General features: G+C 72.1%; 16 protein-coding genes and 1 pseudogene. 9 read left to right on the top strand and 8 right to left on the bottom strand.

Going from position 1 to position 25,659, the window contains the following annotated elements; translation table 11 throughout:
* Positions 1-171: 171 nt before the first annotated feature.
* On the bottom strand, positions 172-2,616 hold the full coding sequence (locus ACWD0J_RS19010) for a protein kinase domain-containing protein (protein ID WP_451496964.1): 2,445 nt from the start codon (positions 2,614-2,616) through the stop codon (positions 172-174).
* Positions 2,617-2,807: 191 nt separating this feature from the next.
* On the opposite strand from ACWD0J_RS19010, the gene ACWD0J_RS19005 reads away from it, so the two are divergent.
* Positions 2,808-3,524 (top strand): hypothetical protein, encoded by a 717-nt coding sequence (locus ACWD0J_RS19005; RefSeq protein ID WP_451496963.1) that lies wholly within the window; start codon positions 2,808-2,810, stop codon positions 3,522-3,524.
* Positions 3,525-3,631: 107 nt separating this feature from the next.
* Here ACWD0J_RS19005 and ACWD0J_RS19000 read toward each other — a convergent pair whose 3' ends face one another.
* Positions 3,632-4,210, bottom strand: coding sequence for a biotin transporter BioY (locus ACWD0J_RS19000; protein WP_451496962.1), 579 nt, complete (start codon positions 4,208-4,210; stop codon positions 3,632-3,634).
* 355 nt (positions 4,211-4,565) lie between these two features.
* On the opposite strand from ACWD0J_RS19000, the gene ACWD0J_RS18995 reads away from it, so the two are divergent.
* From ACWD0J_RS18995 to ACWD0J_RS18985, 3 genes are all read left to right on the top strand, one after another.
* Positions 4,566-5,954, top strand: coding sequence for an amino acid permease (locus ACWD0J_RS18995; RefSeq protein WP_451496961.1), 1,389 nt, complete (start codon positions 4,566-4,568; stop codon positions 5,952-5,954).
* Positions 5,955-6,123: 169 nt separating this feature from the next.
* Positions 6,124-6,765: a superoxide dismutase gene (locus ACWD0J_RS18990; protein ID WP_451496960.1), complete on the top strand. Its 642-nt coding sequence runs from the start codon at positions 6,124-6,126 to the stop codon at positions 6,763-6,765.
* A gap of 520 nt (positions 6,766-7,285) precedes the next feature.
* Entirely contained in the window at positions 7,286-7,513 is a 228-nt protein-coding gene (locus ACWD0J_RS18985) for a hypothetical protein (RefSeq protein ID WP_451496959.1), read from the top strand.
* Positions 7,514-7,553: 40 nt separating this feature from the next.
* Here the strand turns inward: ACWD0J_RS18985 and ACWD0J_RS18980 are convergent, their stop codons facing one another.
* Positions 7,554-8,216 carry a mycothiol-dependent nitroreductase Rv2466c family protein gene (locus ACWD0J_RS18980; RefSeq protein WP_451496958.1) on the bottom strand — a complete coding sequence of 221 codons (663 nt, stop codon included), beginning with the start codon at positions 8,214-8,216 and terminating at the stop codon, positions 7,554-7,556.
* A gap of 183 nt (positions 8,217-8,399) precedes the next feature.
* On the opposite strand from ACWD0J_RS18980, the gene pepN (ACWD0J_RS18975) reads away from it, so the two are divergent.
* Entirely contained in the window at positions 8,400-10,985 is a 2,586-nt protein-coding gene (pepN, locus tag ACWD0J_RS18975) for an aminopeptidase N (protein WP_451496957.1), read from the top strand.
* Between the two features lie 212 nt (positions 10,986-11,197).
* Positions 11,198-12,256: a hypothetical protein gene (locus tag ACWD0J_RS18970; protein ID WP_451496956.1), complete on the top strand. Its 1,059-nt coding sequence runs from the start codon at positions 11,198-11,200 to the stop codon at positions 12,254-12,256.
* Between the two features lie 78 nt (positions 12,257-12,334).
* On the opposite strand, the gene ACWD0J_RS18965 is transcribed toward ACWD0J_RS18970, so the two are convergent.
* The 3 genes and pseudogenes from ACWD0J_RS18965 to ACWD0J_RS18955 form a co-directional block, all read right to left on the bottom strand.
* Positions 12,335-13,480: a serine hydrolase domain-containing protein gene (locus ACWD0J_RS18965; protein WP_451496955.1), complete on the bottom strand. Its 1,146-nt coding sequence runs from the start codon at positions 13,478-13,480 to the stop codon at positions 12,335-12,337.
* Between the two features lie 132 nt (positions 13,481-13,612).
* The gene (locus tag ACWD0J_RS18960; RefSeq protein ID WP_451496954.1) at positions 13,613-15,373 is read right to left on the bottom strand and encodes a TIGR03767 family metallophosphoesterase; all 1,761 of its coding nucleotides are present in this window, start codon (positions 15,371-15,373) and stop codon (positions 13,613-13,615) included.
* A gap of 310 nt (positions 15,374-15,683) precedes the next feature.
* A pseudogene (locus ACWD0J_RS18955) lies at positions 15,684-16,127 on the bottom strand (NUDIX hydrolase); the annotation flags it as partial.
* Positions 16,128-16,369: 242 nt separating this feature from the next.
* On the opposite strand from ACWD0J_RS18955, the gene ACWD0J_RS18950 reads away from it, so the two are divergent.
* Complete coding sequence (locus ACWD0J_RS18950) at positions 16,370-19,675, top strand: S8 family serine peptidase (RefSeq protein WP_451496953.1); 3,306 nt, start codon at positions 16,370-16,372, stop codon at positions 19,673-19,675.
* Positions 19,676-19,824: 149 nt separating this feature from the next.
* Here the strand turns inward: ACWD0J_RS18950 and ACWD0J_RS18945 are convergent, their stop codons facing one another.
* Complete coding sequence (locus tag ACWD0J_RS18945; protein ID WP_451496952.1) at positions 19,825-20,697, bottom strand: hypothetical protein; 873 nt, start codon at positions 20,695-20,697, stop codon at positions 19,825-19,827.
* Position 20,698: 1 nt separating this feature from the next.
* Positions 20,699-21,238: a sigma-70 family RNA polymerase sigma factor gene (locus ACWD0J_RS18940; protein WP_451496987.1), complete on the bottom strand. Its 540-nt coding sequence runs from the start codon at positions 21,236-21,238 to the stop codon at positions 20,699-20,701.
* A gap of 354 nt (positions 21,239-21,592) precedes the next feature.
* On the opposite strand from ACWD0J_RS18940, the gene ACWD0J_RS18935 reads away from it, so the two are divergent.
* Together ACWD0J_RS18935 and pepN (ACWD0J_RS18930) are read left to right on the top strand one after the other, a co-directional pair.
* The gene (locus ACWD0J_RS18935) at positions 21,593-22,609 is read left to right on the top strand and encodes an aspartate-semialdehyde dehydrogenase (RefSeq protein WP_451496951.1); all 1,017 of its coding nucleotides are present in this window, start codon (positions 21,593-21,595) and stop codon (positions 22,607-22,609) included.
* A 238-nt stretch (positions 22,610-22,847) separates the two neighbouring features.
* Positions 22,848-25,427 (top strand): aminopeptidase N, encoded by a 2,580-nt coding sequence (gene pepN, locus ACWD0J_RS18930; protein WP_451496950.1) that lies wholly within the window; start codon positions 22,848-22,850, stop codon positions 25,425-25,427.
* Positions 25,428-25,659: the final 232 nt, after the last annotated feature.

The following is a 25,659-nucleotide window of genomic DNA, read 5'->3' as shown; positions in this document are numbered from 1 at the left end:
TGGGTGACAGTGAGTGACGAGGAGGGCCCGCGGCGTGTATGCGCCGCGGGCCCTCCTCGTCTGGCGGCTGGCGGCTGGCGGCTGGCGTCTGCCGGCTGATGTCTGGCGTCTGCTCGGCCGTCGGCCGTCGGCCGTCGGCCGTCGGCTGTCTGCCGTCCGCCGCATTCGCGGTCACACGACCGTGAAGCTGTCCCTGACCTCGGCGTACGTCTCGAGGGCCTGTGTCTCGATGTCCGGCTGGTACCAGGTGTTGATCTGGTACGACTTGCCGTTCGCGTTGAAGCCCAGCAGGTGGGCGTGCCAGGGGACGCCTCTGAGCGTGAAGGTGTACTCCCAGACGACCGCGGGGTGGCCGCGGAACGTCGTCTCCTCCAGGCGGATCTTCCGGTAGTCCTGCCCCTGGCGGGCGTTCTGCTCCGAGGTCTGCCACGACTCCATCAGGTCGCCGCGGGCGAGGGCGGACTTGGCGGCGAGCTCCTGTGTGCCGTCGGGGGACGTGTAGTGCACCTCCGCGCCCGTCTTCACGTCCCGCCGCCAGCCCGGCGGCGTCGCCCACGCGAACCCGCCCGCCTCCCGGTGCGCGCCTGGCGGCAGGCTCTGCGGACGGGACGTGCCCTCGACCGTGGGCGCCGGGCTGTCGCTCGGCGTGCTGGACGGCGACGGGGAGGCCGCGGCCGACGGCGAGGAGCCCGCGGTGGTGTCGTCGCCCGGTGGCCCGGAGGCCGCCGTGAGGACGATCGCGACGACCGCGCCCACGGTGACCGCGCCCACGGCCGCGAGGAGCGCGGCCCGCTGCCGGCCACGACGGCCACGACGGCCGCGCCGAGGGATGAGGGCCGGGACGGCGGGGCCCGGCAGTTCACCCGGGGGCGTGGCGAGGGGGTGCGGGCCGGTGGCGGTGACGTGGCCTGCGGCTGGGCCTTGCGTGTGGGTGAGGACGGGGGTGGGTGCGGGGGTGGCAGCGGATCCACCCCTGGGGGTGAGGGCTGGCCCGGGCGCCGGGGCGGGGCGCCTCTCCGTTTCCGCCTGCGCGCGGGCGAGGGACACACCGGCGCCGGAACCGGACCTACGGGCAGCGGCTCCCCGGGCGGTGGCTCCTCCGGCGGCCGGACCTCCGGCGGCGGGTCCTCGGGGAACGGCAGCCGGGGAGGTGCCGGACGGGGACCCGGACAGAGTCCCGGACGGGGACCCGGATAGGGCGCCGGGCAGAGACCCGGGCGGAGTCTCGGAGTGGGTCTCCGAGCGCCTTTCGGACGCGGCTTCGGTGGAGGCGTTGGCCGGTATCGGGATCCCCGGGGTGGCGGCCCCGGCTCCCGGCTCCGTCGTCGTCGTCGACGGCGGCGGCGGCGGTGCGGGACGCCTGGGGTCGGGCGGCGTACGTAGGGACCGGGTCTTCCCGGAGTCGGGGGCGAGGGCGGGACCCGGGGCCGGGCCCGGTTCCAGGGCGGGAGTCTCCTCCTCGGGCGCGGGTGGGAGGGAAGGCACCGCGTCGCTGACGTCCGGCGTTCCCGGCATCCCCCGTGTCTCCGGCTTTCCCGGCATCCCCCGTGTCTCCGGCTTTCCCGGCATCCCCCGTGTCTCCGGCGTCCCCGGCATCCCCGGCGTCTGCGGCACCTCCGGACCGGTTACGAGCGTCTGCGGCACCTCCGGACCGGGTACGAGCAGGGGTCCGGCGTCGGGCTCCTCCCACGGAGCTTCCTGCCCCACCGGAGCTTCCTGCCCCGGAGCTTCCTCCTCCGGAGCCCTCGCTGCCGGAGCCCTCGCTGCCGGTCCCCCCGTCGGGACCGTCGGCGTGGGCATCGCCGACGTGAGCGGCCGGAGCGCGGTCGCCACGTCTTCCAGTCCGGGCCGGACCGACGGGTCCTTCTCCAGCAGCGCTGCCAGGATGTCGCGCAACGGGCCCGCGCCCGGCGGCAGTTCGGGCTCCTCGTAGAGGACCGCGTGCAGGGTCGCCAGTGTGGTGTCGCGGGCGAACGGGGAGCGGCCGCCCATCGCCGCGCACAGTGTCGCGCCGAGGGACCACACGTCCGACGGCGGGCCCTGCGGGCGGCCCGAGACCCGCTCCGGGGCCATGTAGTCGGGCGAGCCGACCAGCATGCCGACCATGGTGAGCGCCTTGGCGTCCTGGATCGCGGCGATGCCGAAGTCGGTGAGGACGATCCGGGGAGCGGACGAGGACCGTCCGCCGTCCTCCACCAGGACGTTGCCGGGTTTGATGTCCCGGTGCAGCACGCCCCGTTCGTGCACCTGCCGCAGCGCCTCCACCAGGCCGAGTCCGAGCAGTGCCGTCTCCCGCGGGGCCAGCGGGCCCTCCTCCGCCAGGACGCGTTCCAGGGAGCGGCCGGAGACCAGTTCCATGACGATCCACAGGCGTTCGCCCTCGTCGACCACGTCGTACACGCGCACCACGTTGGGATGGTCGATCCGCGCCGTGGCCCGGGCCTCGCGCAGCGTCCGTTCGCGGCGGGTGCGGGCGTCCTCGGCGTCGAGGCCGTCGATGCGCATCTCCTTCACCGCGACCTGGCGGTCGAGTATGTCGTCGGCGGCTCGCCACACCCGCCCCATTCCCCCCTGGCCGATGCTTTCGACCAATCGATAGCGCCCCGCCACCAGCATCCCTGGAACTCCACCACTGCTCGCATTCCCCGGCAATCCGCTGCACCCCCCTCAATACCTCTCGGTACTTCTCAGCGCCTTCCCGACTGAAACACAATGGTCACACTTCGAGCCGTACCAGCATAGTGCGGAGAAATCTTGTGGTACCTCTTCAAGTACTGCGAATTCAGGCGCAGCCAAGGGGGACGAACATGAGTTCTCGTCGTACGACGACCATCACCGGATCACTGCTGGCGACATCTTTCTCGGCCGTGATGATCCTTTCCGGCACGGCCGGGGCGGGAGACCAGGGGCCGGGGAGCGGCAAGGGGGGAAAGGCCGTTGACGAGGCACCGGCGGGTGTGAAGGTCACCACGCTGCTGCCCGGGAAGATCTCGGTCGACAACAGTTCGAAAGAAACAGATATCACCGCCACGGTGAAGAACGAGGGGACCAAGGACAGCGGAAAGATCCGGCTTTTGGTCGTCGGTTTCGACGGCCTTACGGTCAAGAACGTTCAAGGCTGCTCCGCGATCGACGAAAAGAACCTGCCGGACGGTTCGAACAGCGGTTACGCCTGCCCCATCGACAATCTCGCGGCCGGCCAGTCGACGTCGTACGCCGTTGACGCGACGTTCGACCTGGGAAAGACCGGAAAGATCTGCCTGCCGGTGCAGACCAGCGACGGAGCGAAGACGTTCTGGCAGCAGGGCCCGGTTCCGTTCGGTACGACGAATCCGTCGCCGAACGCCCCGGCCACCCCGCTGCTGCTCGGCACCGACAACAAGCCGGTGGCGCCGGGCAGCGACGAACTCCCGAAGACCGGCCCCGGGGTGGCACCGCTGGGCGCGGCGGGTGCGGCGCTGATGGCGGCCGGCGTGGCGGGCCTGTGGTGGTCGCAGCGGCGGCCGAGGCAGCGGGAGAACTGATCCGCGAGCTGCCTGACCCCCGCGCGTCGTCCGGCCCGAGACGTGCGAGAGGCCCGCCGGGCGGAGTCGCGGTGCGACCCGGCGAGCCTCTTCGGCCGAGCTGGGGATCAGCGCTTGACGAGCTTCCAGGCGGTGGGCAGGACACCCATCGCCAAGGCCGCCTTCAGGGCGTCGCCGATCAGGAACGGGGTGAGGCCGGCCGCGATCGCGGCGGACCAGGTGATGTCCGCGGCGTAGTGGAGGTAGGGGACGCCGACGGCGTAGATGATCGCCTCGCCCACCAGCATGGCGCCCGCCATGCGCGGCACCGAGCGGTCGGCGCCACGGCGGGCCAGGGCGCCCACCACCGTGGACGCGAGGATCATGCCGAGGATGTAGCCGAAGGAGACCGAGACGCCGGAGGTGCCGGACGCGAACCACGGCACACCGGCGAGACCGGCGAGCGCGTACAGGGCGAGCGCGGAGAAGCCGCGGCTCGCGCCGAGCGTCGTGCCGACCAGCAGCGCGGCGAAGGTCTGGCCGGTCACCGGCACCGGGGAGCCGGGCACCGGCAGCGCGATCTGGGCGGCGAGGCCGGTGAGCGCGGCGCCGCCGACCACGAGCGCGATGTCCCGCACCCGGGAGGCGGGGAGCAGGTCGGCGAGGACCTGTCCGGTGCGGGCGGGGGCGGCGGCAGCGGTGCTCATGGGGACTCCGCGGAGTGATGTGGGCATGTCGGGACATGCCGACGCTATCCCAGCGCCCTCGCGCGGTTCACCGTCGACGCTCGACAAAGGCTGGAGCACGCGCTTGGTGCGCTCCGGACAAAGGACGCCGGTTACACCGGATGCGGCGTGATACGGGTCACGGAGGCAGGGACGTTTCGCTCACGTGGGCATCCCACGCGCCGACTGTGGGGACCCTCCAAAACGGACGACCGTGAGGATCTCCTCACTCTCCGTACCGGATGTGTCCACATGCTGGTCAGGCTTTCCGTCCGGTCGCCGGGGCCGCCCAGAATGTCGGCGTTTTTGCCCTCTCACGCACTGGACCAGCCGCGCCATGCCCAGCACCACCACCGAGACACCGCCCACGGCGCAGGACGCCTCCCTCTCCCACGGCCTCAAGCAGCGCCACCTGTCGATGATCGCCCTCGGCGGGGTGATCGGCGCCGGACTGTTCGTCGGTTCCGGCGCCGGCATCGCGGCCGCCGGGCCGTCCATCGTCGTCGCCTACGCCCTCTCCGGCCTCCTCGTGATGCTGGTGATGCGGATGCTCGGCGAGATGTCGGCCGCCTACCCGTCGTCGGGGTCCTTCTCGGCGCACGCGGAACGGGCGATCGGCCCGTGGGCGGGATTCACCGCCGGCTGGTCCTTCTGGGTCCTGCTCTGCACGGCCGTCGGCCTGGAGGGCATCGGCGCCGCGAAGATCGTCACCGGCTGGCTGCCGGGCACGCCCGAGTGGGCCTGGGTCGCGCTGTTCATGGTGGTGTTCTGCGGCGCGAACCTGGCCGCCGTGAAGAACTTCGGCGAGTTCGAGTTCTGGTTCGCGGCCCTGAAGGTCGGCGCGATCACGCTGTTCCTGGTGCTGGGCGTGCTGGCCATCGCGGGTGTCCTGCCCGGCACCGACGCCCCGGGCACGGCGAACCTCACCGGCGAGGGAGGCTTCCTGCCGCACGGCAGCGAGGGCCTGGTCGTCGGCCTGCTCGCCTCGGTCTTCGCGTACGGCGGGCTGGAGACGGTCACCATCGCGGCGGCCGAGTCGGAGGACCCGGTGCGTGGCGTGGCGAGCGCGGTCCGTACCGCGATGTGGCGCATCGCGGTGTTCTACATCGGCTCGATGGCGGTGATCGTCACGCTCGTCCCCTGGGACTCGAAGGAGGTCGTCGAGAAGGGCCCCTACGTCGCCGCCCTCGACCACCTCGGCATTCCGGGCGCCGGCCAGGTGATGAACGTGGTCGTGCTGGTGGCGCTCCTGTCGGCGATGAACGCCAACATCTACGGCTCCTCGCGCATCGTCTACTCCCTGGTCGAGCGCGGCCAGGGCCCGAAGGCGCTGGGCCGGGTGTCCGGCGGGGTCCCCCGCGTCGCGGTGCTCGCGTCCTGCGTGTTCGGCTTCGGCTGCGTGGCGCTGAGCTACTGGCGGCCGGACGACGTCTTCCCCTGGCTGCTCAACATGATCGGCGCGGTGATCCTGGTCGTCTGGATCCTCATCGCCGTCTCGCAGCTGCGGCTGCGCCGCCGGCTGGAGCGGGAGGCGCCGGGCACACCGGCCGTGCGGATGTGGGCGTTCCCGGTACTGACGTGGGTGGCGCTGGCGGGTATGGCGGCGGTCCTCGTCCTGATGGCCCGGGAGCCGGACACGCGGGTGCAGCTGTACTCGACGGGTGCGATGACGGTGTTCCTGGCGGCCGTCGGCTACGCCCGGCAGAAGGCGCGCGCCAAAGCCTGAGCCACCAAGCCTGAGCCACCAAGCCTGAGCCACCGCGACCGCGGCCACGGTCGCGCAGAGGCCCTCACGTGACACACGTGGGGGCCTTCCTGTTGCCCGCGCACCCCTTCTTGTTGCTAGCCTGCACTTGCAAGCCCTTTGCAATAAGAGGTCCGGAGGGGATCCCGCCATGCCCGTCTACACGCTTCCTGAACTGCCCTACGACTACTCCGCGCTCGCCCCCGTGATCAGCCCGGAGATCATCGAACTGCACCACGACAAGCACCACGCGGCCTATGTGAAGGGCGCCAACGACACGCTGGAGCAGCTCGCGGAGGCACGGGACAAGGAGCAGTGGGGCTCGATCAACGGGCTGGAGAAGAGCCTGGCCTTCCACCTCTCCGGGCACATCCTGCACAGCATCTACTGGCAGAACATGACGGGTGAGGGCGGCGGCGAGCCGCTGGAGGCGGACGGCGTGGGCGAACTCGCGGACGCCATCGCCGAGTCCTTCGGCTCCTTCGCCCACTTCAGGGCGCAGCTGTCCAAGGCCGCCGCCACGACGCAGGGTTCGGGCTGGGGCGTCCTCGCGTACGAACCGCTCAGCGGGCGGCTGATCGTCGAGCAGGTCTACGACCACCAGGGCAACGTCGGCCAGGGCGCCACCCCCCTCCTGGTGTTCGACGCCTGGGAGCACGCCTTCTACCTCCAGTACCGCAACCAGAAGGTCGACTTCGTCGAGGCGATGTGGCAGGTCGTCAACTGGCAGGACGTGGCCCGGCGTCTCACCGCCGCCAAGTCCCGCGCGGACGTCCTGCTGCTGGCGCCGTAGGACCCCACGATCGTCCCGCCTCGTGATCGTCTTCTCACCCTTCACGGCGGCGGGCGGAGTAAGGGAGCGGCCCCGCGAGGACGTGACTCGCGGGGCCGCTCTCATTACCACGCCGGGGTCGACCAGCTCCGGGCTCTCGAAGAAGGCGGCGATCCGGTCGACCGGGCGCGGGAGGTACGGGCCGCGCCGGTGGCGTCGTAGGCGTCCTGGGCGTCCTGGGCCCGAGATCCAGGAACGGGCGTACGGCGGCCTCCCCTCCCGTACCAGGTACCGGATGCCGCGGGCGACGGTGACGATCCCGGGGAAGACGGCGGTGCGGGCGTCACCGGCCGCCGCGTCCAACGGGTGGCTGTCCCGGCCGCCACCCCGGCCGACTCCGCCACCCGGCACGGCCGCGCCACCCGTCCGGGTAGCCCGGCGCGCGGCGCGGCCGGTTCCGGGCTGCCGTTCGGGGCGGCGGCGGCCTACGCTCCCCGCACCGCGTCGCGCGACCGGCGCGGCCGTCCCCCAGGAGGCGCTCATGACGTTCGTGCGATGCCCGAGTCCGACCTGCCACGACCGGCTGCAGGATTTCCGGGATCTGAAGGGCGATGCGGAGATCACGGCCGCCGAGCTGGCGCTGCTGCCGAAGCTGGAGGACGACCGCTTCGTCGCGAAGGCCTTCCACCGCTGCCAGAGCGACGGCTGCCGCCGTGTGCAGAAGAAGACCGACTGGCGGGTCGGCGCCTTCCTGCCGACGGGTTTCTGACACCCCGTCGGCAGGTGTCCGCGGCCGGTCCCGCGGGTGGCTACAGGTTGCTGAAGTCCGGGCCCTTCGTGCGGGTCCGCTTGATCTCGTAGAAGCCGGGGACCGAGGCGACGGCGAGGGTGCCGTCCCACAGCCGGACGGCGTCGTCGCCCTGGGGGGTCGGAGTGACGACCGGGCCGAAGAAGGCGATCTCCTCGCCGTCGGGGCCGGGGACCGCGATGACCGGGGTGCCGACCTCCTGGCCGACCTTCTCGATGCCCTCCTTGTGGGAGGCGCGCAGCTGGGCGTCGAACTCGAAGTCGGCCTGGTCGGCGTACTCGATCAGGTCGGCGGGCAGGCCGGCGTCGTCGAGGGCCGCCGCTATGGCCTCGGCGGTCGGGCCCTCGCCGTTGTTGTGGAAGCGGGTACCGAGCGCGGTGTAGAGCGGGCCGAGGACATCGGCGCCGTGCTTCTGCCAGGCCGCGGTCACCACGCGCACCGGCTTCCAGGCCTGGGTCGCGAGCATCTCCCGGTACTCCTCGGGCAGCTCGTCGAGCTTGTCCTCGTTCAGTACCGCGAGGCTCATGATGTGCCAGCGGATCTCGATGTCCCGGACCTTCTCCACTTCCAGCACCCAGCGGGAGGTCATCCAGGCCCACGGGCACAGCGGGTCGAACCAGAAGTCGACAGGGGTCCTGCCGGAGGCGGCGTTGGTCTCGGACATGGGTCTCCTCGAAAGTGCGGTGGACGGTGCGGTGGTCGGTGCGGTGGCCAGTGCGGCGCGACGGTCGTCCTCGACAGGAACACCGGCCGGGTCCCGCCCCATTCCCGACTGCCGTGAGGCGGGGGCCCGTGGGAGGATCAGCCCAGGTCCGCATGTCGAACACGATCCGAGGGAGCGCCATCCGTGCCCGGTGAGAACCTGTCCCGCGACGAAGCCCGGGAGCGGGCCGCCCTGCTGTCCGTCGACGGGTACGACGTGTCCCTCGACGTCCGGACGGCGGTCGGTGACGACACCGGCGACGGACCGCGCACCTTCCGCTCGGTCACCACGATCCGCTTCCGGTGCAGCGAGCCCGGCGCGTCCAGCTTCGCGGACCTGATCGCGCCGAGTGTGACCGCGCTCTCCCTCAACGGCAAGGACCTCGACCCCAGCGAGGTCTTCGACGGTTCCCGGATCGTCCTGGAGGACCTGGCCGCCGACAACGAGCTGATCGTCGACGCCCGCTGCGCCTACTCCCGCACCGGCGAGGGCCTGCACCGCTTCGTCGACCCCGAGGACGGCGAGGTCTACCTCTACACGCAGTACGAGCCGGCCGACTCCCGCCGGGTCTTCGCCAACTTCGAGCAGCCGGACCTCAAGGCACCGTTCCGTTTCGAGGTGCGGGCGCCGGAGGGCTGGACGGTGTGGAGCAACGGCGTCGGCGAACGGGCCGACGGCGTCTGGCGGTTCGCGGAGACCAAGCCGATCTCGACGTACATCACGTGCGTGGTCGCGGGTCCGTACCACTACGTCACGGACGCGTACTCCCGCACCTTCGACGACGGTACGACGCTGGAGATCCCCCTCGGCGCCCTGTGCCGCAAGGGCCTGGCCCCCCACTTCGACGCCGACGACGTGTTCCTGGTGACCAAGCAGGGCCTGGACTTCTTCCACGACCACTTCGACTACCCGTACCCGTTCGGGAAGTACGACCAGGCGTTCGTGCCCGAGTACAACCTGGGCGCGATGGAGAACCCGGGCCTGGTGACCTTCCGGGAGGAGTTCATCTTCCGGGGCAAGGTCACACAGGCTTCGTACGAGGGCCGCGCCAACGTGATCCTGCACGAGATGGCGCACATGTGGTTCGGCGACCTGGTCACCATGGAGTGGTGGGACGACCTGTGGCTGAAGGAGTCCTTCGCCGACTTCATGGGCGCGTTCTCGCTGGTCGGCGCCACCCGCTTCCAGGACGGCTGGATCACCTTCGCCAACCGCCGCAAGGCCTGGGCGTACCGCGCCGACCAGCTGCCGTCCACGCACCCGGTCACGGCCGACATCCGTGACCTCCAGGACGCCAAGCTGAACTTCGACGGCATCACGTACGCCAAGGGCGCCAGCGTGCTCAAGCAGCTGGTGGCGTATGCCGGCCAGGACGCGTTCCTGGAGGGCGCGCGGCGTTACTTCAAGCGGCACGCGTACGGCAACACGCGCCTGGGCGACCTGCTGTCCGTGCTGGAGGAGACCAGCGGCCGGGACATGGGCGCCTGGTCGCGGGCGTGGCTGCAGACGGCCGGCGTCAACGCGCTGACCCCGCAGGTGCTGTTGGCCGCGGACGGCCGGGTGGACGAATTGGCGGTGGTGCAGGAGGCGGCCGAGTCGCACCCCGAACTGCGCCCGCACCGGGTGGCGGTGGGCCTGTACCGGCGGGGTGCCGAGGGCGCCCTGGAGCGGTACGCCCGCGCCGAGGCGGACGTCGACGGCCCGCGTACGGTCGTGGCGGAGCTGGCCGGCGCCGAGGCCCCGGACCTGATCCTGGTCAACGACGACGACCTCACCTACTGCAAGATCCGCTTCGACACGGCCTCGCTGGAGACGCTGAAGGCTCACCTCGGTGACCTCACCGACCCGCTCGCCCGGGCCCTGTGCTGGTCCGCGCTGTGGAACATGACCCGGGACGCGCTGCTGCCGGCGCGGGACTTCGTGGACCTGGTGCTGCGGTTCGCGGGGCGCGAGTCCGACATCGGCGTGCTGCAGATGCTGCACGCGTGGGCGAACTCGTCGCTGGTCAACTACGTGGCGCCCGAGTGGCGGGAGACGGGCGGACGGCTGCTGGCGGAGGGCGCCCTGCGGGAACTGCGGGCGGCCGGGCCGGGCAGCGAACGCCAGCTGGCGTGGGCGCGGTTCTTCGCGTCGGTGGCGTCCGGGCCGGCCGATCTCCGGCTGCTCCAGGGGCTGCTGGCGGGCACCGAGCAGATCGAGGGGCTGGAGGTCGACCAGGAGCTGCGCTGGGCGTTCCTGGAGCCGCTCGCCGCCCACGGCGCCGCCGACGAGGCGGTCCTCGCCGCGGAGCTGGCGCGCGACGACACCGCGTCCGGCAAACGCCACCAGGTCCGCTGTCTGGCCGCCCGGCCGTCGGCGGCGGTGAAGGCGCAGGCGTGGGCGCAGGTGGTGGAGTCCGACGCTCTCTCGAACGCCCTGGTGGAGGCGACGATCGCGGGCTTCGACCGGCCGTCGCAGCGGGAGCTGCTCGCGCCGTACGCGCCGAAGTACTTCGACGTGATCGAGCGGGTGTGGCGGGAGCGGTCGATCCAGATCGCGATGCACGTGGTGCAGGGGATGTTCCCGTCCCTCCAGCACTCGCGGGCGACGCTGGACGCGACGGACGCGTGGCTCGCGGCGCACGAGGACGCGGCACCCGCCCTGCGCCGGCTGGTACGGGAGGCACGGGACGACCTGGCACGCGCGTTGCGGGGACAGGCGTGCGACGCGGAGGCGGCGGCGGCCGGCTGAGCGGAATTCTGGCCAAAGCTTGAGCGTGCCGTCACCGTTACGGAATTCAGGCAATAGGCCCCGTAACCCCTGGGCCGCACCCGAACGGACCAGGGGTTTCCGCGCTCTCCTCGGCATCCGAACACTCGTCCTTTAGTGCGGGCTTGTCCGGATTTGTCGACGGATGTGTAACAGCGGTTCGCGGGCGGCTCCATGGCGGGAACCTGCCGGTCATGAACCACAACACCCCGGTCCCCCCGCTCTCCCCCCGCCCCCTCCGGCACCTGCCCGAGGGACACCGCCGTGTCCTGACGGCCGCCCACCTCCGCTCGCACGGCGTCTCGGCCGCGGAGACGAGCGAGCAGTGCCGGCCGGGCGGGCCCTGGCAGCAGCTCCTCCCGGGCGTCTTCCTGCTCCACCCCGGCCCCCCCACCAGCGACGAGCGGCTGCACGCGGTGCTGATGTACGCGGCGCGGGAGCAGCCGGCCGGGGTCCCCGCCCAGCCCGGCGCGGACGACCCGCACCGCCCGGTGTACGCGGACGCGATGATCACCGGCCTGGCGGCGCTCACCCTGCACGGCTTCAGCTCGGCCCCGCCGCTGCTCTCCCTGGACCGCGTCGACGTCCTGGTCCCCCGCCTGCGCCGGCTGCGCTCGACGGGCTGCGCGCGGATCGTGCGCACCGCCGCGCTGCCCACGCCCGAGCCGGTGACGGGCCTGCCGGTCGCTCCGGTCCCGCGGGCCCTGGCCGACGCGGTGGCCGGACTGTCGGACGCGGGTGCCGTACGCCGGCTGCTGACCGAGGCGGTACGCGGCGGGCACTGCGAACCCGCGGCGGTGGTACGGGAGTTGAACAACGCCAAGCTGCTGAGCCGGCCGCACGTGGTGGACGCGGTGGACTCCCTCCTCGCGGAGGGCCGGGCCATCGCGGAGGACCGCCTGTACCGGATGGTCGAGGAGTACGGCCTGCCCGACCCGGTCTGGAACGTGGACCTGCGTCTGCCCGGCGGCCCGCACCTCGGCGGCCTGGACGCGTACTGGCCGGAACAGGCGGTGGCGGTGGAGCTCGACACCCGCGCCCCGCGCCAGGGCGGCCGGGAGGACGACGACGCCCTGTGGTCCGAGTACGCCCGCAAGCGCGAACACCTGGAGCGGCTGGGCATCACGGTCGTCCACCTCACCCCGAAGAAGCTCCGGGAGGCGAGGGAACAACAGGCCACGGTCGTCCGTACGGCCCTGATGGCGGCGGGCGACCGGGACCCCGCAGCGTATGTCGTGGTGCTGCCCCGGTAGTGACGGACCGGAACAGCACCAAGAGGGGGCAGGAGGGGCCGCGCGCTCGGTACGTCGGGTGCGGCCCCCCGCCCGTCGCTATCCGCCGCAGAACTCCGCCTCGATCACGGCCTCGGTGTCGCCCGACCAGTCGCCGTTGACGTTGAGGACGAGGGTGTGGCGGCCGTCCGCCGTCGTCACGGCCTCGGTGGAGGAGCCGTGGATGTCGCCGCCGTGGCCCCAGACGTGGACGCCGCAGCTGAGCGTGATGTCACCGAGGCCCAGGCCGTAGTCGACGTGGAGGATCGACGTGTCCGGCACCGTGGTCTTCATCTCCTTCAGCTGCGCGGGCGGCAGCAGCCGGCCCCGCAGGAGGGCGGAGTAGAAGCGGCCGAGGTCGGCCGAGGTGGAGATCATGTCGCCGGAGCCGAAGGCCAGCGCGGGGTTCAGCTCGGTGACGTCGTACGTGGGTCCCGTGGTGTCCTCGGCCAGCTTGGAGTAGGCGCGGCTGCTGGGCCGCGGCAAAGTGGGCCGGGTACCGGGGACCGAGGTGCCCGTCAGCCCGAGGGGCTCGACGACGCGGTCGCGGACCTCCTCGCCGTACGTGTGGCCCGTGGCCCGCTCGATGACCCGGGCGGCCAGGGTGTAGTTGGTGTTGGAGTAGGACCAGGAGGTGCCCGGCGCGAACCGCGGCGCGTGGGACATGGCGATCGCGATCAGGTCCTCGGGCGTCGCGCGGTCGTAGCGGTGCTTCATGAAGCCGTCCGCGAGGACGTACGTCTCCAGGAAGGTCCTGTCGTCCGTGTAGTCGTAGATGCCGCTGGTGTGGTTGAGGAGCCGGCGCAGGGTGATCGCGCGGCCGTCGTGGCCGTGCCCGCGGACCAGTCCCGGCAGCCAGGTCTCCACCGTGTCGTCCAGCGACAGGCGCCCCTCCGCCTCCAGTTGGAGCAGCACCGTGGCGACGAAGGTCTTGGTGACGCTGCCCACGCGGTAGTGGTCCCGCGCCGAACGCGGCTGCCCCGTCGCGAGGTTGCCGACGCCGGCGGTCGCCGACCAGGTGCCCCGCCGGTCCTTCGCCGTCACTGTCACTCCGGGAACCCCGGCCTCGACGGCGGCCTCGACGGCCTCGCGGGTCGCCCCGTGACCGCCGCCGCCTCCGGCCGGCCCCGCCGCGACCGCGGGTCCCGCCAGGGCCACCGACAGCGCCACCGCGGTCGCCGCCGTCCACCTCGTCCGTACGGTCATGTGTTCTTCCCCCATCTCGCTCACCATCGAGCTGCCGTCGAGCCGCCACCGGGCTGCCGTCGAGCCCGGTCGGATGGGGGGACCCCGCTTCCGGTACGGAAGTTGAGGCGCCGCGGGCCGGTTGGGCCGGTTTCAGCCCTTCTTCAGCACCAGCTCCGTGTTCCGGTCCCGCGCCTCGCCGCCGAGGTCCATGTTCGCGCCGGGGGCGTTGTAGGACAGCTCGCGGTAGAGGGCGGCCAGGCCGGTCTGGGAGAGATCGCCGAAGTCCGTGCGGTGCGGGGCCGCGGACTCGACGCAGGTGGTGAGGACCGACAGCGTGCCGTCCTTGTTGTCCACCAGCTCGATCACCCGGGCCAGCTGGGGATGGTCGACGTGGGAGGCGGTGGAGATCTCCCAGAAGGAGCGGCCGTCGGGGGCGGAGTGCGGGGTGATCTCGTTGCGGTGGATGTGGCCGTTCACCCAGGCCAGGACGTTCGCGTGGCTGCCGAGCAGGGCGATGACCTCCTGGCCGTTGTGGCGCCGCTCGCCGGGACGGGCCGGGTCGGGGCGGGTGTTCGTCATCGTCGTGCTGGTGTGGTGGCTGAACACGACCGCGTACGCGTCCCTGTTGTCCCGTAGCGTCCTGTCCAGCCATCTCAACTGGGCCGTCCCGATGGACCCCTGGTAGTGGCCGCCCGGGTCGGTGGTGTCGAGGCTGATGCCGATCACGTCGTCGGCGATGCGGAAGCTGTAGTACTGGGTGCCCGTGTCGAGGTTGGCGGCGGAGTAGCCGTGGCCCACCGGACCGAGGCCCCGGTAGGCCGGGTCCAGGTGGGCCTTGAGGTACTCGGCGGCGGTGAAGGGAGCGCGCCGTTCGTCGGGCGTGACCGAGCGCATGTCCCGGGTGTGCGCCTTGAGCAGGTCGCGGAACGCGGTCCCCTGGGGGTCCGTGTCGTGCTTGATGGCGTCCTGGAGCTTCTTCGCCTCGGCCGCGGGCAGGCTCATCAGCTTCTTGCCGCCGACCGCGTACTCGGCGAGCCAGGAGTCGCCGTGACCGTAGCAGCCGAGCGGCATGGAGTCGTGGTTGCCGACCGTGGAGTACCAGGGCAGGTTCAGGCCGGGGCTGTTGAACTCCCGCAGGGCGGCGGCCAGATAGCCCTCCAGCTGCGGGAACCCGAGCTGCTTGTCGGCGTCGCGGACGGTCGTGCCGGGCTGCCAGTACTGCTTGAGGCCGCTGTTCTGCACGCCCTCGTAGTGCCGCGGGTCCCCGGAGTTGGCGGTGACCCGGCCGCCGCTCATGATCGTCAGGAACCAGTCGAGCTCGGTCCTGGCGTTGTTGTCGGTGTTGTCGCCGGTGGTCATGGCGAAGTGCAGCGGGGTGCCGGTGACGGGGGCGCCCCGCAGCGCGTTGATCCGCTCGACCAGCGAGATGGCGCCGGGCACGGTCAGCGCCTCGTGCGGCCGCCAGGCGTGGACGTCGGTGGAGCGCAGGTACTCCAGCCGCATCGGGTGCTGGGTGTCGATCAGGTGCAGGTCGGTGAGGTGCACGAACGCGGCGAGGGCGGTACGGCGGCCGGCCCGGCCGGCCCGGGGCTCGGCCAGTTCGCCGCGGACCGTGCGGCTCCAGCCGGGGCCGTCGCCGAGGCGGCGGAAGCCGGAGCCGGTGCGCGGCGCGGAGACCGTGGCGAGGGTGGTGCCGCGGGTGTAGGGAGCGAGGGGCGCGGCCGGGGCGACGCGGGACTGGGCCACGGGTGCCCCGGCGGCACCGGTGCCGGTGGTGGGGGCGGCCTGGCTGTCGGTGGGCCGCAGGGCGTAGCCGACGCCCGCGGAGAGGGTGACCGCCGCGGTGGCGGCGAGGACGGTACGGCGGTGGGCCCCGAGTGCGGAACCGGCGACAGAGCGTGTGCGCGACATGGCGCGGTCTCCCCGAGTGCGAACGCGTCGGCAGGGTCGCGGGGCGGTCGCTGTCGCGAACGTCCCGCTCACTCTGGATCGTTGGCACTGGGCATGACCTGCGCGTGAACGAGGCGGCAACGCGCAGCGCCGATCACCGTACGTGGATCTTGGACTACCCTGCGCGTCCTCGACCGCTCCCCGGACGGCCGGGGGGCGGCTACTCCGTGTTCATCTGCCCGGGTAGGGGAGCCGCTCCCGACGGAGTGTCGAGCGCGGTGTCGAGCGCGGTGTCGAGCGCGGTGTCGGGCGCGGTGTCGGGCGGGGTGTCGAGCCGCCCGGTGGCCGGCCGTTCGCGCCACAGCCGCAGCCCGATCCCGACCATCGGCGTCTGGTGCAGGCCCGGCACGGCGTCCAGGTCGAGCCAGGCGGCCATGTCCGTGGAGCCGCCGATCTCGTAGCGCAGTTCACCGCCGGCGATCCGGCCCTCGTAGAAGAGCCGTACGCCCTGGAAGTCGACGGCGCGCCCGAAGCGGCGCGGGAAGACGCGCTGGAACGAGTGCGTGCCCAGCAGGCCGGTGACCTCGACGCGGTATCCGGTCTCCTCGGCCACCTCCCGCAGCACGGTGTCGTACGGATCCTCGCCGTGCTCCATGCCGCCGCCGGGCAGGGTCCACTCCGGCGGACCGCCGTCCGAAGCCGGGGACCGGGAGAGCAGGAGCTGCCCGTCGCGCACGCACAGGGCGTAGGCCGCCACCCGCAACTTCCTTCGCACCTCTGGACGTTAACCCATCCGGGGACACCTTCCGGGCGACTTGCCCCTTTCGTTCCCCATCTCCGTAAAGCGCATAGGGGGTTTTCCCCATGCCCTCATATCGATTCGGTCAACTCCCCCTGAGCATGCTTCCCATGGGTAAAGCTGTGCGATCGTCCGGGATCACCTTCCGGACGACCGCGGCCAAGGCCCGATCAGCCCTGATCGCACACCGCTCGTTCCTTTACCTACAAGGGATGCCGATGACCCTCACCCCCCAGCGCGATCCGATATCCGGCGCGAGACGCGCGGTCCGGATCGCCGTGGCCGCCGGTCTGGTGGCCGCCCTCTCCGCCGCGGGGCCGGTTCCGATGGCCCTCGCCGCCGACGAAGCGCCCGTCGCCGCCGACCCGGGCGTGAAGTCCGCCCACGACAAGCTCGGTTCCGACGACGCCGACGCACTCGCCGAGGCCAAGGCCGACGGCGACAAGAGCGTCACGCTGATGGTCGCCACCGCGCCCGGCCGGACCGAGCAGGTCGCCGGGCAGCTCGACGCCGTCCAGGGCGGCCTGGTCGGCAAGACCTACGACAAGCTCGGCTACGTGCGCGCCACGGTCCCGACCGGCAAGGCGGACGCGGCCATCGCCGCCGCCGCGAAGCTCTCCTCCGTGCACGGCATCGACCTGCGCCAGGAGATCCTGCTGGACGACCCGACGCCGGCCGCGGACACCGACAGGGCCGCCGCGGGCCAGGGCACGGCCTCCTACCCGGCGCCGAACAGGAAGACCCCCGCCGAGAACCCGTACAACCCCTCCTTCGAGACCGGTGCCGTCGACTTCGTCGAGGACCACCCGAAGGCGGACGGCCGGGGCGTCACCATCGGCGTCCTCGACTCGGGCGTGGACCTGGGCCACCCGGCGCTGCAGAAGACCACCACCGGCGAGCGGAAGATCGTCGACTGGGTGACGGCGACCGACCCGGTCTCCGACGGCGACGGCTCGTGGCGCCGGATGCTCACCTCGGTGGCCGGCCCGGCGTTCTCCGCGACCCCCGTCGGCGGCAGCGCCGAGGCGTTCTCGGCCCCGTCCGGCTCGTACAGGTTCAACTACTTCTACGAGTCCGCGACCGCGGGCGGCGACCAGCTGGGCGACGTCAACCGTGACGGCGACACGACCGACGCCTGGGGCGTGCTGTACGACGCCGCGACCGGCACGGCCCGCGTCGACCTCGACGACGACCACGACTTCGCCGACGAGCAGCCGATGAAGCCGTACAAGGACGGCTACCAGATCGGTTGGTTCGGCACGGACAACCCGGCGACCGAGGTCGCCGAGCGCATCCCGTTCGTCATCGAGATCCGCAAGGACGTCGTCTACAACGCCGCCGGCGCCAAGGCCGACTACGTCAACATCGGCATGATCTCCAGCGAGCACGGCACGCACGTGGCCGGCATCACCGCCGCGAACGGCCTGTTCGGCGGCAGGATGGACGGCGCCGCGCCGGGCGCGAAGATCGTCTCCTCCCGCGCCTGCCTGTTCGGCCCGAGCTGCACCAACGTGGCCCTCACCGAGGGCATGATCGACCTCGTCGCCAACCGGGGCGTCGACATCGTCAACATGTCGATCGGCGGCCTCCCGGCGCTGAACGACGGCAACAACGCGCGCGCCGAGCTGTACACGCGCCTCATCGACACCTACGGCGTCCAGCTGGTCATCTCGGCCGGCAACTCCGGCCCCGGCGCCAACACCATCGGCGACCCGGGCCTGGCCGACAAGGTGATCTCGGTCGGCGCCTCCATCTCCAAGGAGACCTGGGCCGCCAACTACGGCTCGGTCGTGGAGAAGAAGTACGCGATGATGCCGTTCTCCTCGCGCGGCCCGCGTGAGGACGGCGGCTTCACGCCGACCCTGGTCGCCCCCGGCGCCGCGATCAACACGATCCAGACCTGGCTGCCGGGTGCCCCGGTCGCCGAGGCGGGCTACACCCTGCCGGCCGGCTACGGCATGCTCCAGGGCACGTCGATGGCGTCCCCGCAGGCCGCGGGCGCGTCCGCGCTGCTGCTGAGCGCCGCCAAGGCCAAGAAGATCGACCTCACCCCGGCCACCCTGCGCACCGCGCTCACCTCGACCGCCGACCACATCAAGGGTGTGCAGGCGTACGAGGAAGGGGCCGGCCTCATGAACATCAACGACGCCTGGGACTCGATCCTCGACGGCGCCACCGCCCACACCTATTCGGTCAAGGCGCCGGTCGACACCGCGATCGACCAGTTCCTCAAGACGCCGGGCTTCGGCACCGGCCTCTACGACCGTGAGGGCGGCCTCAAGGCCGGGCAGAAGAAGACGTACGACGTCACGCTCACCCGTACGTCCGGTGCCGACAAGGCGATCCGGCACGAGCTGCACTTCGAGAACAACACGGGGAACACGTTCCGGATCGTCGGCTCGGACGTGGTGAAGCTGCCGCTGAACCAGCCGGTGACCGTGAAGGTCCAGGCCGCGCCGGAGTCCGCGGGTCTCAAGAGCGCGATCCTGGAGGTCGACGACCCGAAGACCGAGGGCATCGACCAGCAGGTCATGTCGACGGTCGTGGCCGCGCAGCCGCTGGCGTACGCCTACGCCACCTCGGGTTCGGTGCAGCGCAACAGCACCCGGTCGTACTTCGTCACCGTCCCGGAGGGCGCGAAGACCCTGGAGGTCGCGATCGGCGGCCTGAAGGCCACGAGCCAGACCCGGTTCATCGCCATCCACCCGTACGGCGTCCCGGTCGACACCACCAGCACCCCCTTCTGCTACAGCAACTACCTCGACGGCAACGGCTGCCCGCCGGACGTGCGGTCGTACGCCGACCCGGTGCCGGGCGTCTGGGAGATCGAGGTCGAGTCGCGCCGTACGTCGCCGCTGCTCGACAACCCCTACAAGCTGGACGTCGCCGTCCTCGGCGCGGTCTTCGACCCGGAGACCGTGACCGTGCCCGAGGCCAAGGTCGGCACCCCGGCCGCCGTCTCGTGGAAGGCGACGAACAACTTCGCCGCCCTCGACGGCAAGCTGGTGGGCGGCCCGCTCGGCTCCGCCAAGTCGGCCCGTCCGACGATCGCCACGGGCGCGACGCAGACCACCACGGTCGAGGTGCCCGCGGGCGCCACGTCGCTGGACGTCGCCATCGGCAACGTCTCCGACCCGGCGGCCGACCTCGACCTGGTCGTGAAGAACGCGGCCGGCACCGAGGTGGGCAGCTCCGCCGACGGCGACTCGGAGGAGACGGTGTCGATCCCGGCCCCGCCCGCCGGCACGTACACCATCCAGGTCATCGGCTACGCGATCCCGTCCGGCTCCACGGCCTACGACTACCGGGACGTGTTCTTCTCCGCCGCCCTCGGCAACGTCACGGTCGACGGTTCGACGCCGGTGAAGCTCGGCACGGGTGACTCGACGACGGTCTCCGCCAGCGTGGTCGCCGCGGCGGCCGCCCCGGCGGGCCGCGAGTTCTTCGGCCAGGTCCAGCTGGTGAACGCGCGCGGCACGGTCGCGGGCACCGGCAGCGTGAAGATCGAGAAGGTCACGCCGTAACCGATCCGGTACGGCAGTGGGGCGGGCGCTCGTCTGACGGGCGCCCGCCCCTTGTCGCGCGCCCGCCCCTTGTCGCGCGCCCGCCGCCTCTCGCGCGCCCGCCGCCTCTCGCGCGCCCGCCGCCTCTCGCGCGCTCATACGCTGGTCGCTCACTCGCAGGTGAGTCCGCGCGACTCGGCCAGCGAGCCGGTGAGCCGGGCCCGTTCCCGGGCGATCTCCGGCTCGCCGACGATCCAGCGGTCGGGCTGGCTGTCCCACCGCGGGATGCGGAACAGCACCTGGTCACCCGTGCTCAGGCCGGCCACCAGGGCACCGTCGATCACGTAGGTGACGTCCTCCGCGTCCTTGGGCGGCGGCTCCGGCAGGTAGTAGCGGGTCACCCGCACGGTGACACGCAGGGTCCCGGTGCCGGGGATCCGCTCCACGGCACTCGCCCTGCCCTCGGCCAGCAGGCGGGAGCAGGCGAGGTACCGGGGGCTGCCGAAGGCGTCCCCGCCCGGCTCCGGCTTGGAGGCCGCGCTGCCGGCGCCGCTGTCCGACATGACGCCGGCGTCGCCCGGGGCCTGGGCGAGCAGCCAGGCCATGCCCGACAGCACGGCCGCGACGGCGGCCACCGCGAGGGCGCCGAAGGTGACCTGGAAGGCTCGGCGCCGGACCGGTGAGGGACGTACGGGGACCGGCTTCGGTGCCTGCGGCGGATCGCCGAGGGCATCGCCGATGACCCCGAGCTGTTCGCGCAGCAGGACGAGATCCGCCTGTGCCGAACGGTGCTCGGTCATGAAGGCGGCGTCCGCGCGGGCCTCGTCGGTGAGCGGCTCGTCGGTGAGCGCGGCCATCAGGGCGTCCAGGCCGGCGGAGCCGGCGTGTGGGGCGGAGCCGGCGTGTGGGGCGGAGCCGTCGCGTGGGGCGGAGCCGTCGCGTGGGGCGGGACCGGCGGGGCCGGCGGAGCCGGCGTGTGGGGCGGCGCTCTCGGCTCCGGCGGAGCCGTCGTGTCCCGCTGGGCCGTCGTGTTCGGCGGTCACGTCACACCACCTCGTCCTCGTGCAGACGGGCGCGCAGCGCGCGGACCGCCGAGTGGAGCCTGCTCTTCACCGTGCCCTCGGGGATGCCCAGCTCCTCGGCGATCCCGCGTACCGGCAGGTCGGCGTAGAAGCGCAGCACGACGACCTGCCGCTGGGCGTCGGGCAGCTCGTCCAGCCCCTGGGCGACGGCGAGGGAGAGCACGCTGGTGTCCTCGCCGGAGGGGTGTGCCGGCTGGCGCAGGGAGGCCAGGCGTTCGCCGATGCGCTCCTGGCGGCGTTTGGCCCGATGCCAGTCCATGGCCAGGTTGGACGCGACCACCGCCGCCCACGCGGACACGTCCCGCGGCGCCTCGTCCCCCCGCGCCACCCGCTCCAGCAACCGCAGGCGGACCTGCTGCACCCCGTCCGGCAGGTCCGCCTGCGGCACCCCTCCCAGGGCGAGCACCGCCCGCACCCGGCGTTCCTGGGCCGCGTCCAGCGGATCGTCGAGCACACCGTGCTTGCCGTCCCCCTGGCCGCGGCGGGCTTTTCCGCGCAGCACAGCCACCCCTCTCCCCGCGTCTCTCCTAGGACGCCGCCGCCGGGCAAAACGTTCGGCCCGCTCTCCCGGAGTTCCGCGGAGGCGTACGTCACACCTCGCGTGCGGGCCGCGCGGGCTGGGCAGGGGCCGGGCAGTACAGCTTGCGGTCCGGGGCCGTCACCGGGCGAATTCCTGCAGTTCGGGCGGGGTGGGCGCGGAGAACCCCGCCCGGCCTCCGGTCTGTCTCGTCCCACTCCTCGGGCGCCGCGCGCAAAGAATTGGACAGGCGGGCCGGGGCTGGCCGCATGATGGAAACGCCTCGGCCATGCAACAGGCACACGCACGTCACGTGAAGAGCACGCAGAAGGAGTCGCCGTGAGGGTCGGAATCGTCGGAGCCACCGGTCAGGTCGGCACGGTCATGCGCAGGATCCTCACGGAGCGCGCCTTCCCGGTGACCGAGCTGCGCCTGTTCGCCTCGGCCCGCTCGGCGGGGACGGTCCTGGACGGGGTGACGGTGGAGGACGCGTCGACGGCCGACTACACCGGGCTGGACATCGTGCTGTTCTCCGCGGGCGGCTCGACCTCGAAGGCGCTGGCCGAGAAGGTCGCCGCGCAGGGCGCGGTCGTGATCGACAACTCGTCGGCGTGGCGCCGCGACCCGGACGTGCCGCTGGTCGTGGCCGAGGTGAACCCGCACGCGATCGCCGTCCGCCCCAAGGGCATCATCGCCAACCCGAACTGCACGACGATGGCCGCGATGCCGGTCCTGAAGCCGCTGCACGCCGAGGCGGACCTCCAGGCGCTGGTCGTCGCCACCTACCAGGCGGTGTCCGGCTCCGGCGTGGCCGGCGTCGAGGAGCTGTTCGAGCAGGTCAAGAAGGTCGGCGAGGACGCGCCGAAGCTGGCGCACGACGGCTCGGCGGCGGAGTTCCCCGCGCCGAACAAGTACGTGGCGCCGATCGCCTACAACGTGCTCCCGCTGGCGGGCTCCATCGTCGACGACGGCCTGCACGAGACCGACGAGGAGCAGAAGCTGCGCCACGAGTCCCGCAAGATCCTGGAGATCCCCGGGCTGAAGGTCTCCGGCACCTGCGTCCGCGTCCCGGTCTTCACCGGCCACTCCCTCCAGGTCAACGCCCGCTTCGCCCGCCCGATCAGCGTGGAGCGCGCGAAGGAGCTGCTCGGCGGCGCGCCCGGCGTCGCGGTCACCGAGGTCCCGACCCCGCTCCAGGCGGCCGGCCAGGACCCGTCCTACGTGGGCCGCATCCGCCAGGACGAGACGGTCGACAACGGCCTGGCGTTCTTCGTCTCCAACGACAACCTCCGCAAGGGCGCCGCGCTGAACGCGGTCCAGATCGCGGAGCTGGTGGCGGCGGAGCTCGGCAAGTAGGAAGCGCGCGGAAGGGGGGCGGTCACACAGCCGGTGACCGCCCCCCTTCCGCGCGTCGGAGAGTCCTTGGGGGTCGGAGAGCCAGGTCACGCCACAGTGCCGCGTCGATCTCCGCCATGCGCTGCGGCGGCACCGCGCCTCACCGGTCGGCCCGTCCCCCTGAACGAGGTGGCCACTCCGGAGGGGGTCGTCTTCGTGGAAAGATGGCGCGACCCACCCATAACGAGGAGATGACCGCGTGCCTGGCACAAACCTGACTCGCGAAGAGGCGCGGCAGCGGGCGAAGCTGCTCACCGTTGACTCGTACGAGATCGATCTCGACCTCTCCGGCGCGCAGGAGGGCGGTACCTACAGGTCCGTGACCACGGTGCGTTTCGATGTCGCGGAGAGCGGCGCGGATTCCTTCATCGACCTGGTCGCGCCGGCCGTCCACGAAGTCACCCTCAACGGCGACCCGCTCGACCCCGCCGGGCTCTTCGCGGACTCCCGGATCGCGCTGCCGGGTCTGCTGGAGGGCCGCAACATCCTGCGGGTCGTCGCGGACTGCGCGTACACCAACACCGGTGAGGGTCTGCACCGGTTCGTCGACCCGGTCGACAACCAGGCGTACCTGTACACCCAGTTCGAGGTGCCGGACGCCCGCCGTGTCTTCGCGAGCTTCGAGCAGCCCGACCTGAAGGCCACCTTCCAGTTCACCGTGCGGGCGCCGGAGGGGTGGACGGTCATCTCCAACTCGCCCACCCCGGAGCCCAAGGACAGCGTCTGGGTCTTCGAGCCGACGCCGCGCATCTCGACGTACATCACCGCGCTGATCGTCGGCCCGTACCACTCCGTGCACAGCGTGTACGAGAAGGACGGCCAGTCCGTCCCGCTCGGCATCTACTGCCGTCCCTCGCTCGCCGAGCACCTCGACTCGGACGCCATCTTCGAGGTGACCCGGCAGGGCTTCGACTGGTTCCAGGAGAAGTTCGACTACGCGTACCCGTTCAAGAAGTACGACCAGCTGTTCGTGCCGGAGTTCAACGCGGGCGCGATGGAGAACGCGGGCGCGGTCACCATCCGCGACCAGTACGTGTTCCGGTCCAAGGTGACCGACGCCGCGTACGAGACGCGGGCCGAGACGGTCCTGCACGAGCTGGCCCACATGTGGTTCGGCGACCTGGTCACCATGGAGTGGTGGAACGACCTGTGGCTGAACGAGTCGTTCGCCACCTACACCTCCATCGCCTGCCAGGCCGCCGCGCCCGGCTCGCGCTGGCCGCACTCCTGGACGACGTTCGCCAACTCCATGAAGACCTGGGCGTACCGGCAGGACCAGCTGCCCTCCACGCACCCGATCATGGCGGACATCAACGACCTGGACGATGTCCTGGTCAACTTCGACGGCATCACCTACGCCAAGGGCGCCTCCGTACTGAAGCAGCTCGTCGCGTACGTCGGCGAGGACGAGTTCTTCGCGGGCGTGCAGGCGTACTTCAAGGCGCACGCGTACGGCAACACGCGGCTGTCCGACCTGCTGGGCGCCCTGGAGACGACCTCCGGGCGTGACCTGAAGTCCTGGTCGAAGGCGTGGCTGGAGACCGCCGGCATCAACATCCTGCGCCCGGAGATCGAGACGGACGCCGACGGTGTCATCACGTCCTTCGCGATCCGCCAGGAAGCCCCGGCCCTGCCCGCCGGCGCGAAGGGCGAACCGACCCTGCGCCCGCACCGCATCGCGGTCGGCCTGTACGACCTCGACGAGGGCAGCGGCAAGCTGGTGCGCCACGAGCGCGTCGAGCTGGACGTCGACGGCGAGCTGACCGCCGTGCCGCAGCTGGCCGGCGAACGCCGTCCGGCCGTGGTGCTGCTGAACGACGACGACCTGTCGTACGCCAAGGTCCGCCTGGACGAGCAGTCCCTGGCCTTCGTCACCGAGCACCTCGGTGACTTCGAGGCGTCCCTCCCCCGCGCGCTGTGCTGGGCGTCGGCGTGGGACATGACCCGGGACGCCGAGCTGCCGGCCCGCGCCTACCTGTCCCTGGTCCTGTCGGGCATCGGCAAGGAGTCCGACATCGGCCTCGTGCAGTCGCTGCACCGCCAGGTGAAGCTGGCGATCGAGCTGTACGCCGACCCCGCCGCCCGCGAGACCCTGCTGACCCGCTGGACGGACGCCACGCTGGCCCACCTGCGCGCGGCGGCGCCGGGCAGCGACCACCAGCTGGCGTGGGCGCGCGCGTTCGCCGCGACGGCCCGCACGCCGGAGCAGCTGGACCTGCTGGACGCCCTGCTGGAGGGCACCCAGACGATCGAGGGCCTGGCCGTCGACACGGAGCTGCGCTGGGCGTTCGTGCAGCGGCTGGCGGCGGTGGGCCGCTTCGACGAGGCGGAGATCGCCGGCGAGTACGAGCGGGACCGGACGGCCGCCGGTGAGCGGCACGCGGCCAGCGCCCGGGCCGCCCGTCCGACCGCGGAGGCCAAGGCGGAGGCGTGGGCGTCGGTCGTCGAGTCCGACAAGCTGCCGAACGCCGTCCAGGAGGCGGTCATCGGCGGTTTCGTCCAGACCGACCAGCGTGACCTGCTGGCCCCGTACACGGACGCGTTCTTCGCGGTGGTCAAGGAGATCTGGGAGACCCGCTCGCACGAGATCGCCCAGCAGATCGCGGTCGGCCTCTACCCGTCGGTCCAGGTCAGCGAGGAGACCCTGCGCAGGACGGACGAGTGGCTGGCCTCCGCGGAGCCCAACGCGGCCCTGCGGCGGCTGGTCTCCGAGTCCCGCGCGGGCGTGGAACGCGCCCTGAGGGCCCAGGCGGCGGACGCGGCGGCGGCGGCCGAGTAGCCGAGGTCCCGTCCCGTACGACGAGCGACGAGACGAACGGGGGCGTCCGGTGGCGAACCGGACGCCCCCGTTCGTCTCGTCGGGCGCCGGGGTACGGCGCGCCCCGCCCCTGACTCACCGGTGACCGGGAGGCCGGGAGGCCGGAAGGCCGGAAGGCCGGAAGGCCGGAAGGCCGGAAGGCCGGAAGGCCGGAAGGCCGGAAGGCCGGAAGGCCGGAAGGCCGGAAGGCCGG

The organism is Streptomyces sp. NPDC003011, assembly GCF_053591515.1.
The sequence above is the reverse complement of the archived record's forward strand: the minus strand, read 5'-3'. Positions and strand labels throughout refer to the sequence as shown.

What these genes read in the sequence shown, in the direction of transcription:
- ACWD0J_RS19010 (WP_451496964.1), bottom strand. Translation starts at nt 2,616, where the DNA reads ATGCTGGTGGCGGGGCGCTATCGATTGGTCGAAAGCATCGGCCAGGGG.
- ACWD0J_RS19005 (WP_451496963.1), top strand. Translation starts at nt 2,808, where the DNA reads ATGAGTTCTCGTCGTACGACGACCATCACCGGATCACTGCTGGCGACA.
- ACWD0J_RS19000 (WP_451496962.1), bottom strand. Translation starts at nt 4,210, where the DNA reads ATGAGCACCGCTGCCGCCGCCCCCGCCCGCACCGGACAGGTCCTCGCC.
- ACWD0J_RS18995 (WP_451496961.1), top strand. Translation starts at nt 4,566, where the DNA reads ATGCCCAGCACCACCACCGAGACACCGCCCACGGCGCAGGACGCCTCC.
- ACWD0J_RS18990 (WP_451496960.1), top strand. Translation starts at nt 6,124, where the DNA reads ATGCCCGTCTACACGCTTCCTGAACTGCCCTACGACTACTCCGCGCTC.
- ACWD0J_RS18985 (WP_451496959.1), top strand. Translation starts at nt 7,286, where the DNA reads ATGACGTTCGTGCGATGCCCGAGTCCGACCTGCCACGACCGGCTGCAG.
- ACWD0J_RS18980 (WP_451496958.1), bottom strand. Translation starts at nt 8,216, where the DNA reads ATGTCCGAGACCAACGCCGCCTCCGGCAGGACCCCTGTCGACTTCTGG.
- ACWD0J_RS18970 (WP_451496956.1), top strand. Translation starts at nt 11,198, where the DNA reads ATGAACCACAACACCCCGGTCCCCCCGCTCTCCCCCCGCCCCCTCCGG.
- ACWD0J_RS18965 (WP_451496955.1), bottom strand. Translation starts at nt 13,480, where the DNA reads ATGACCGTACGGACGAGGTGGACGGCGGCGACCGCGGTGGCGCTGTCG.
- ACWD0J_RS18960 (WP_451496954.1), bottom strand. Translation starts at nt 15,373, where the DNA reads ATGTCGCGCACACGCTCTGTCGCCGGTTCCGCACTCGGGGCCCACCGC.
- ACWD0J_RS18950 (WP_451496953.1), top strand. Translation starts at nt 16,370, where the DNA reads ATGACCCTCACCCCCCAGCGCGATCCGATATCCGGCGCGAGACGCGCG.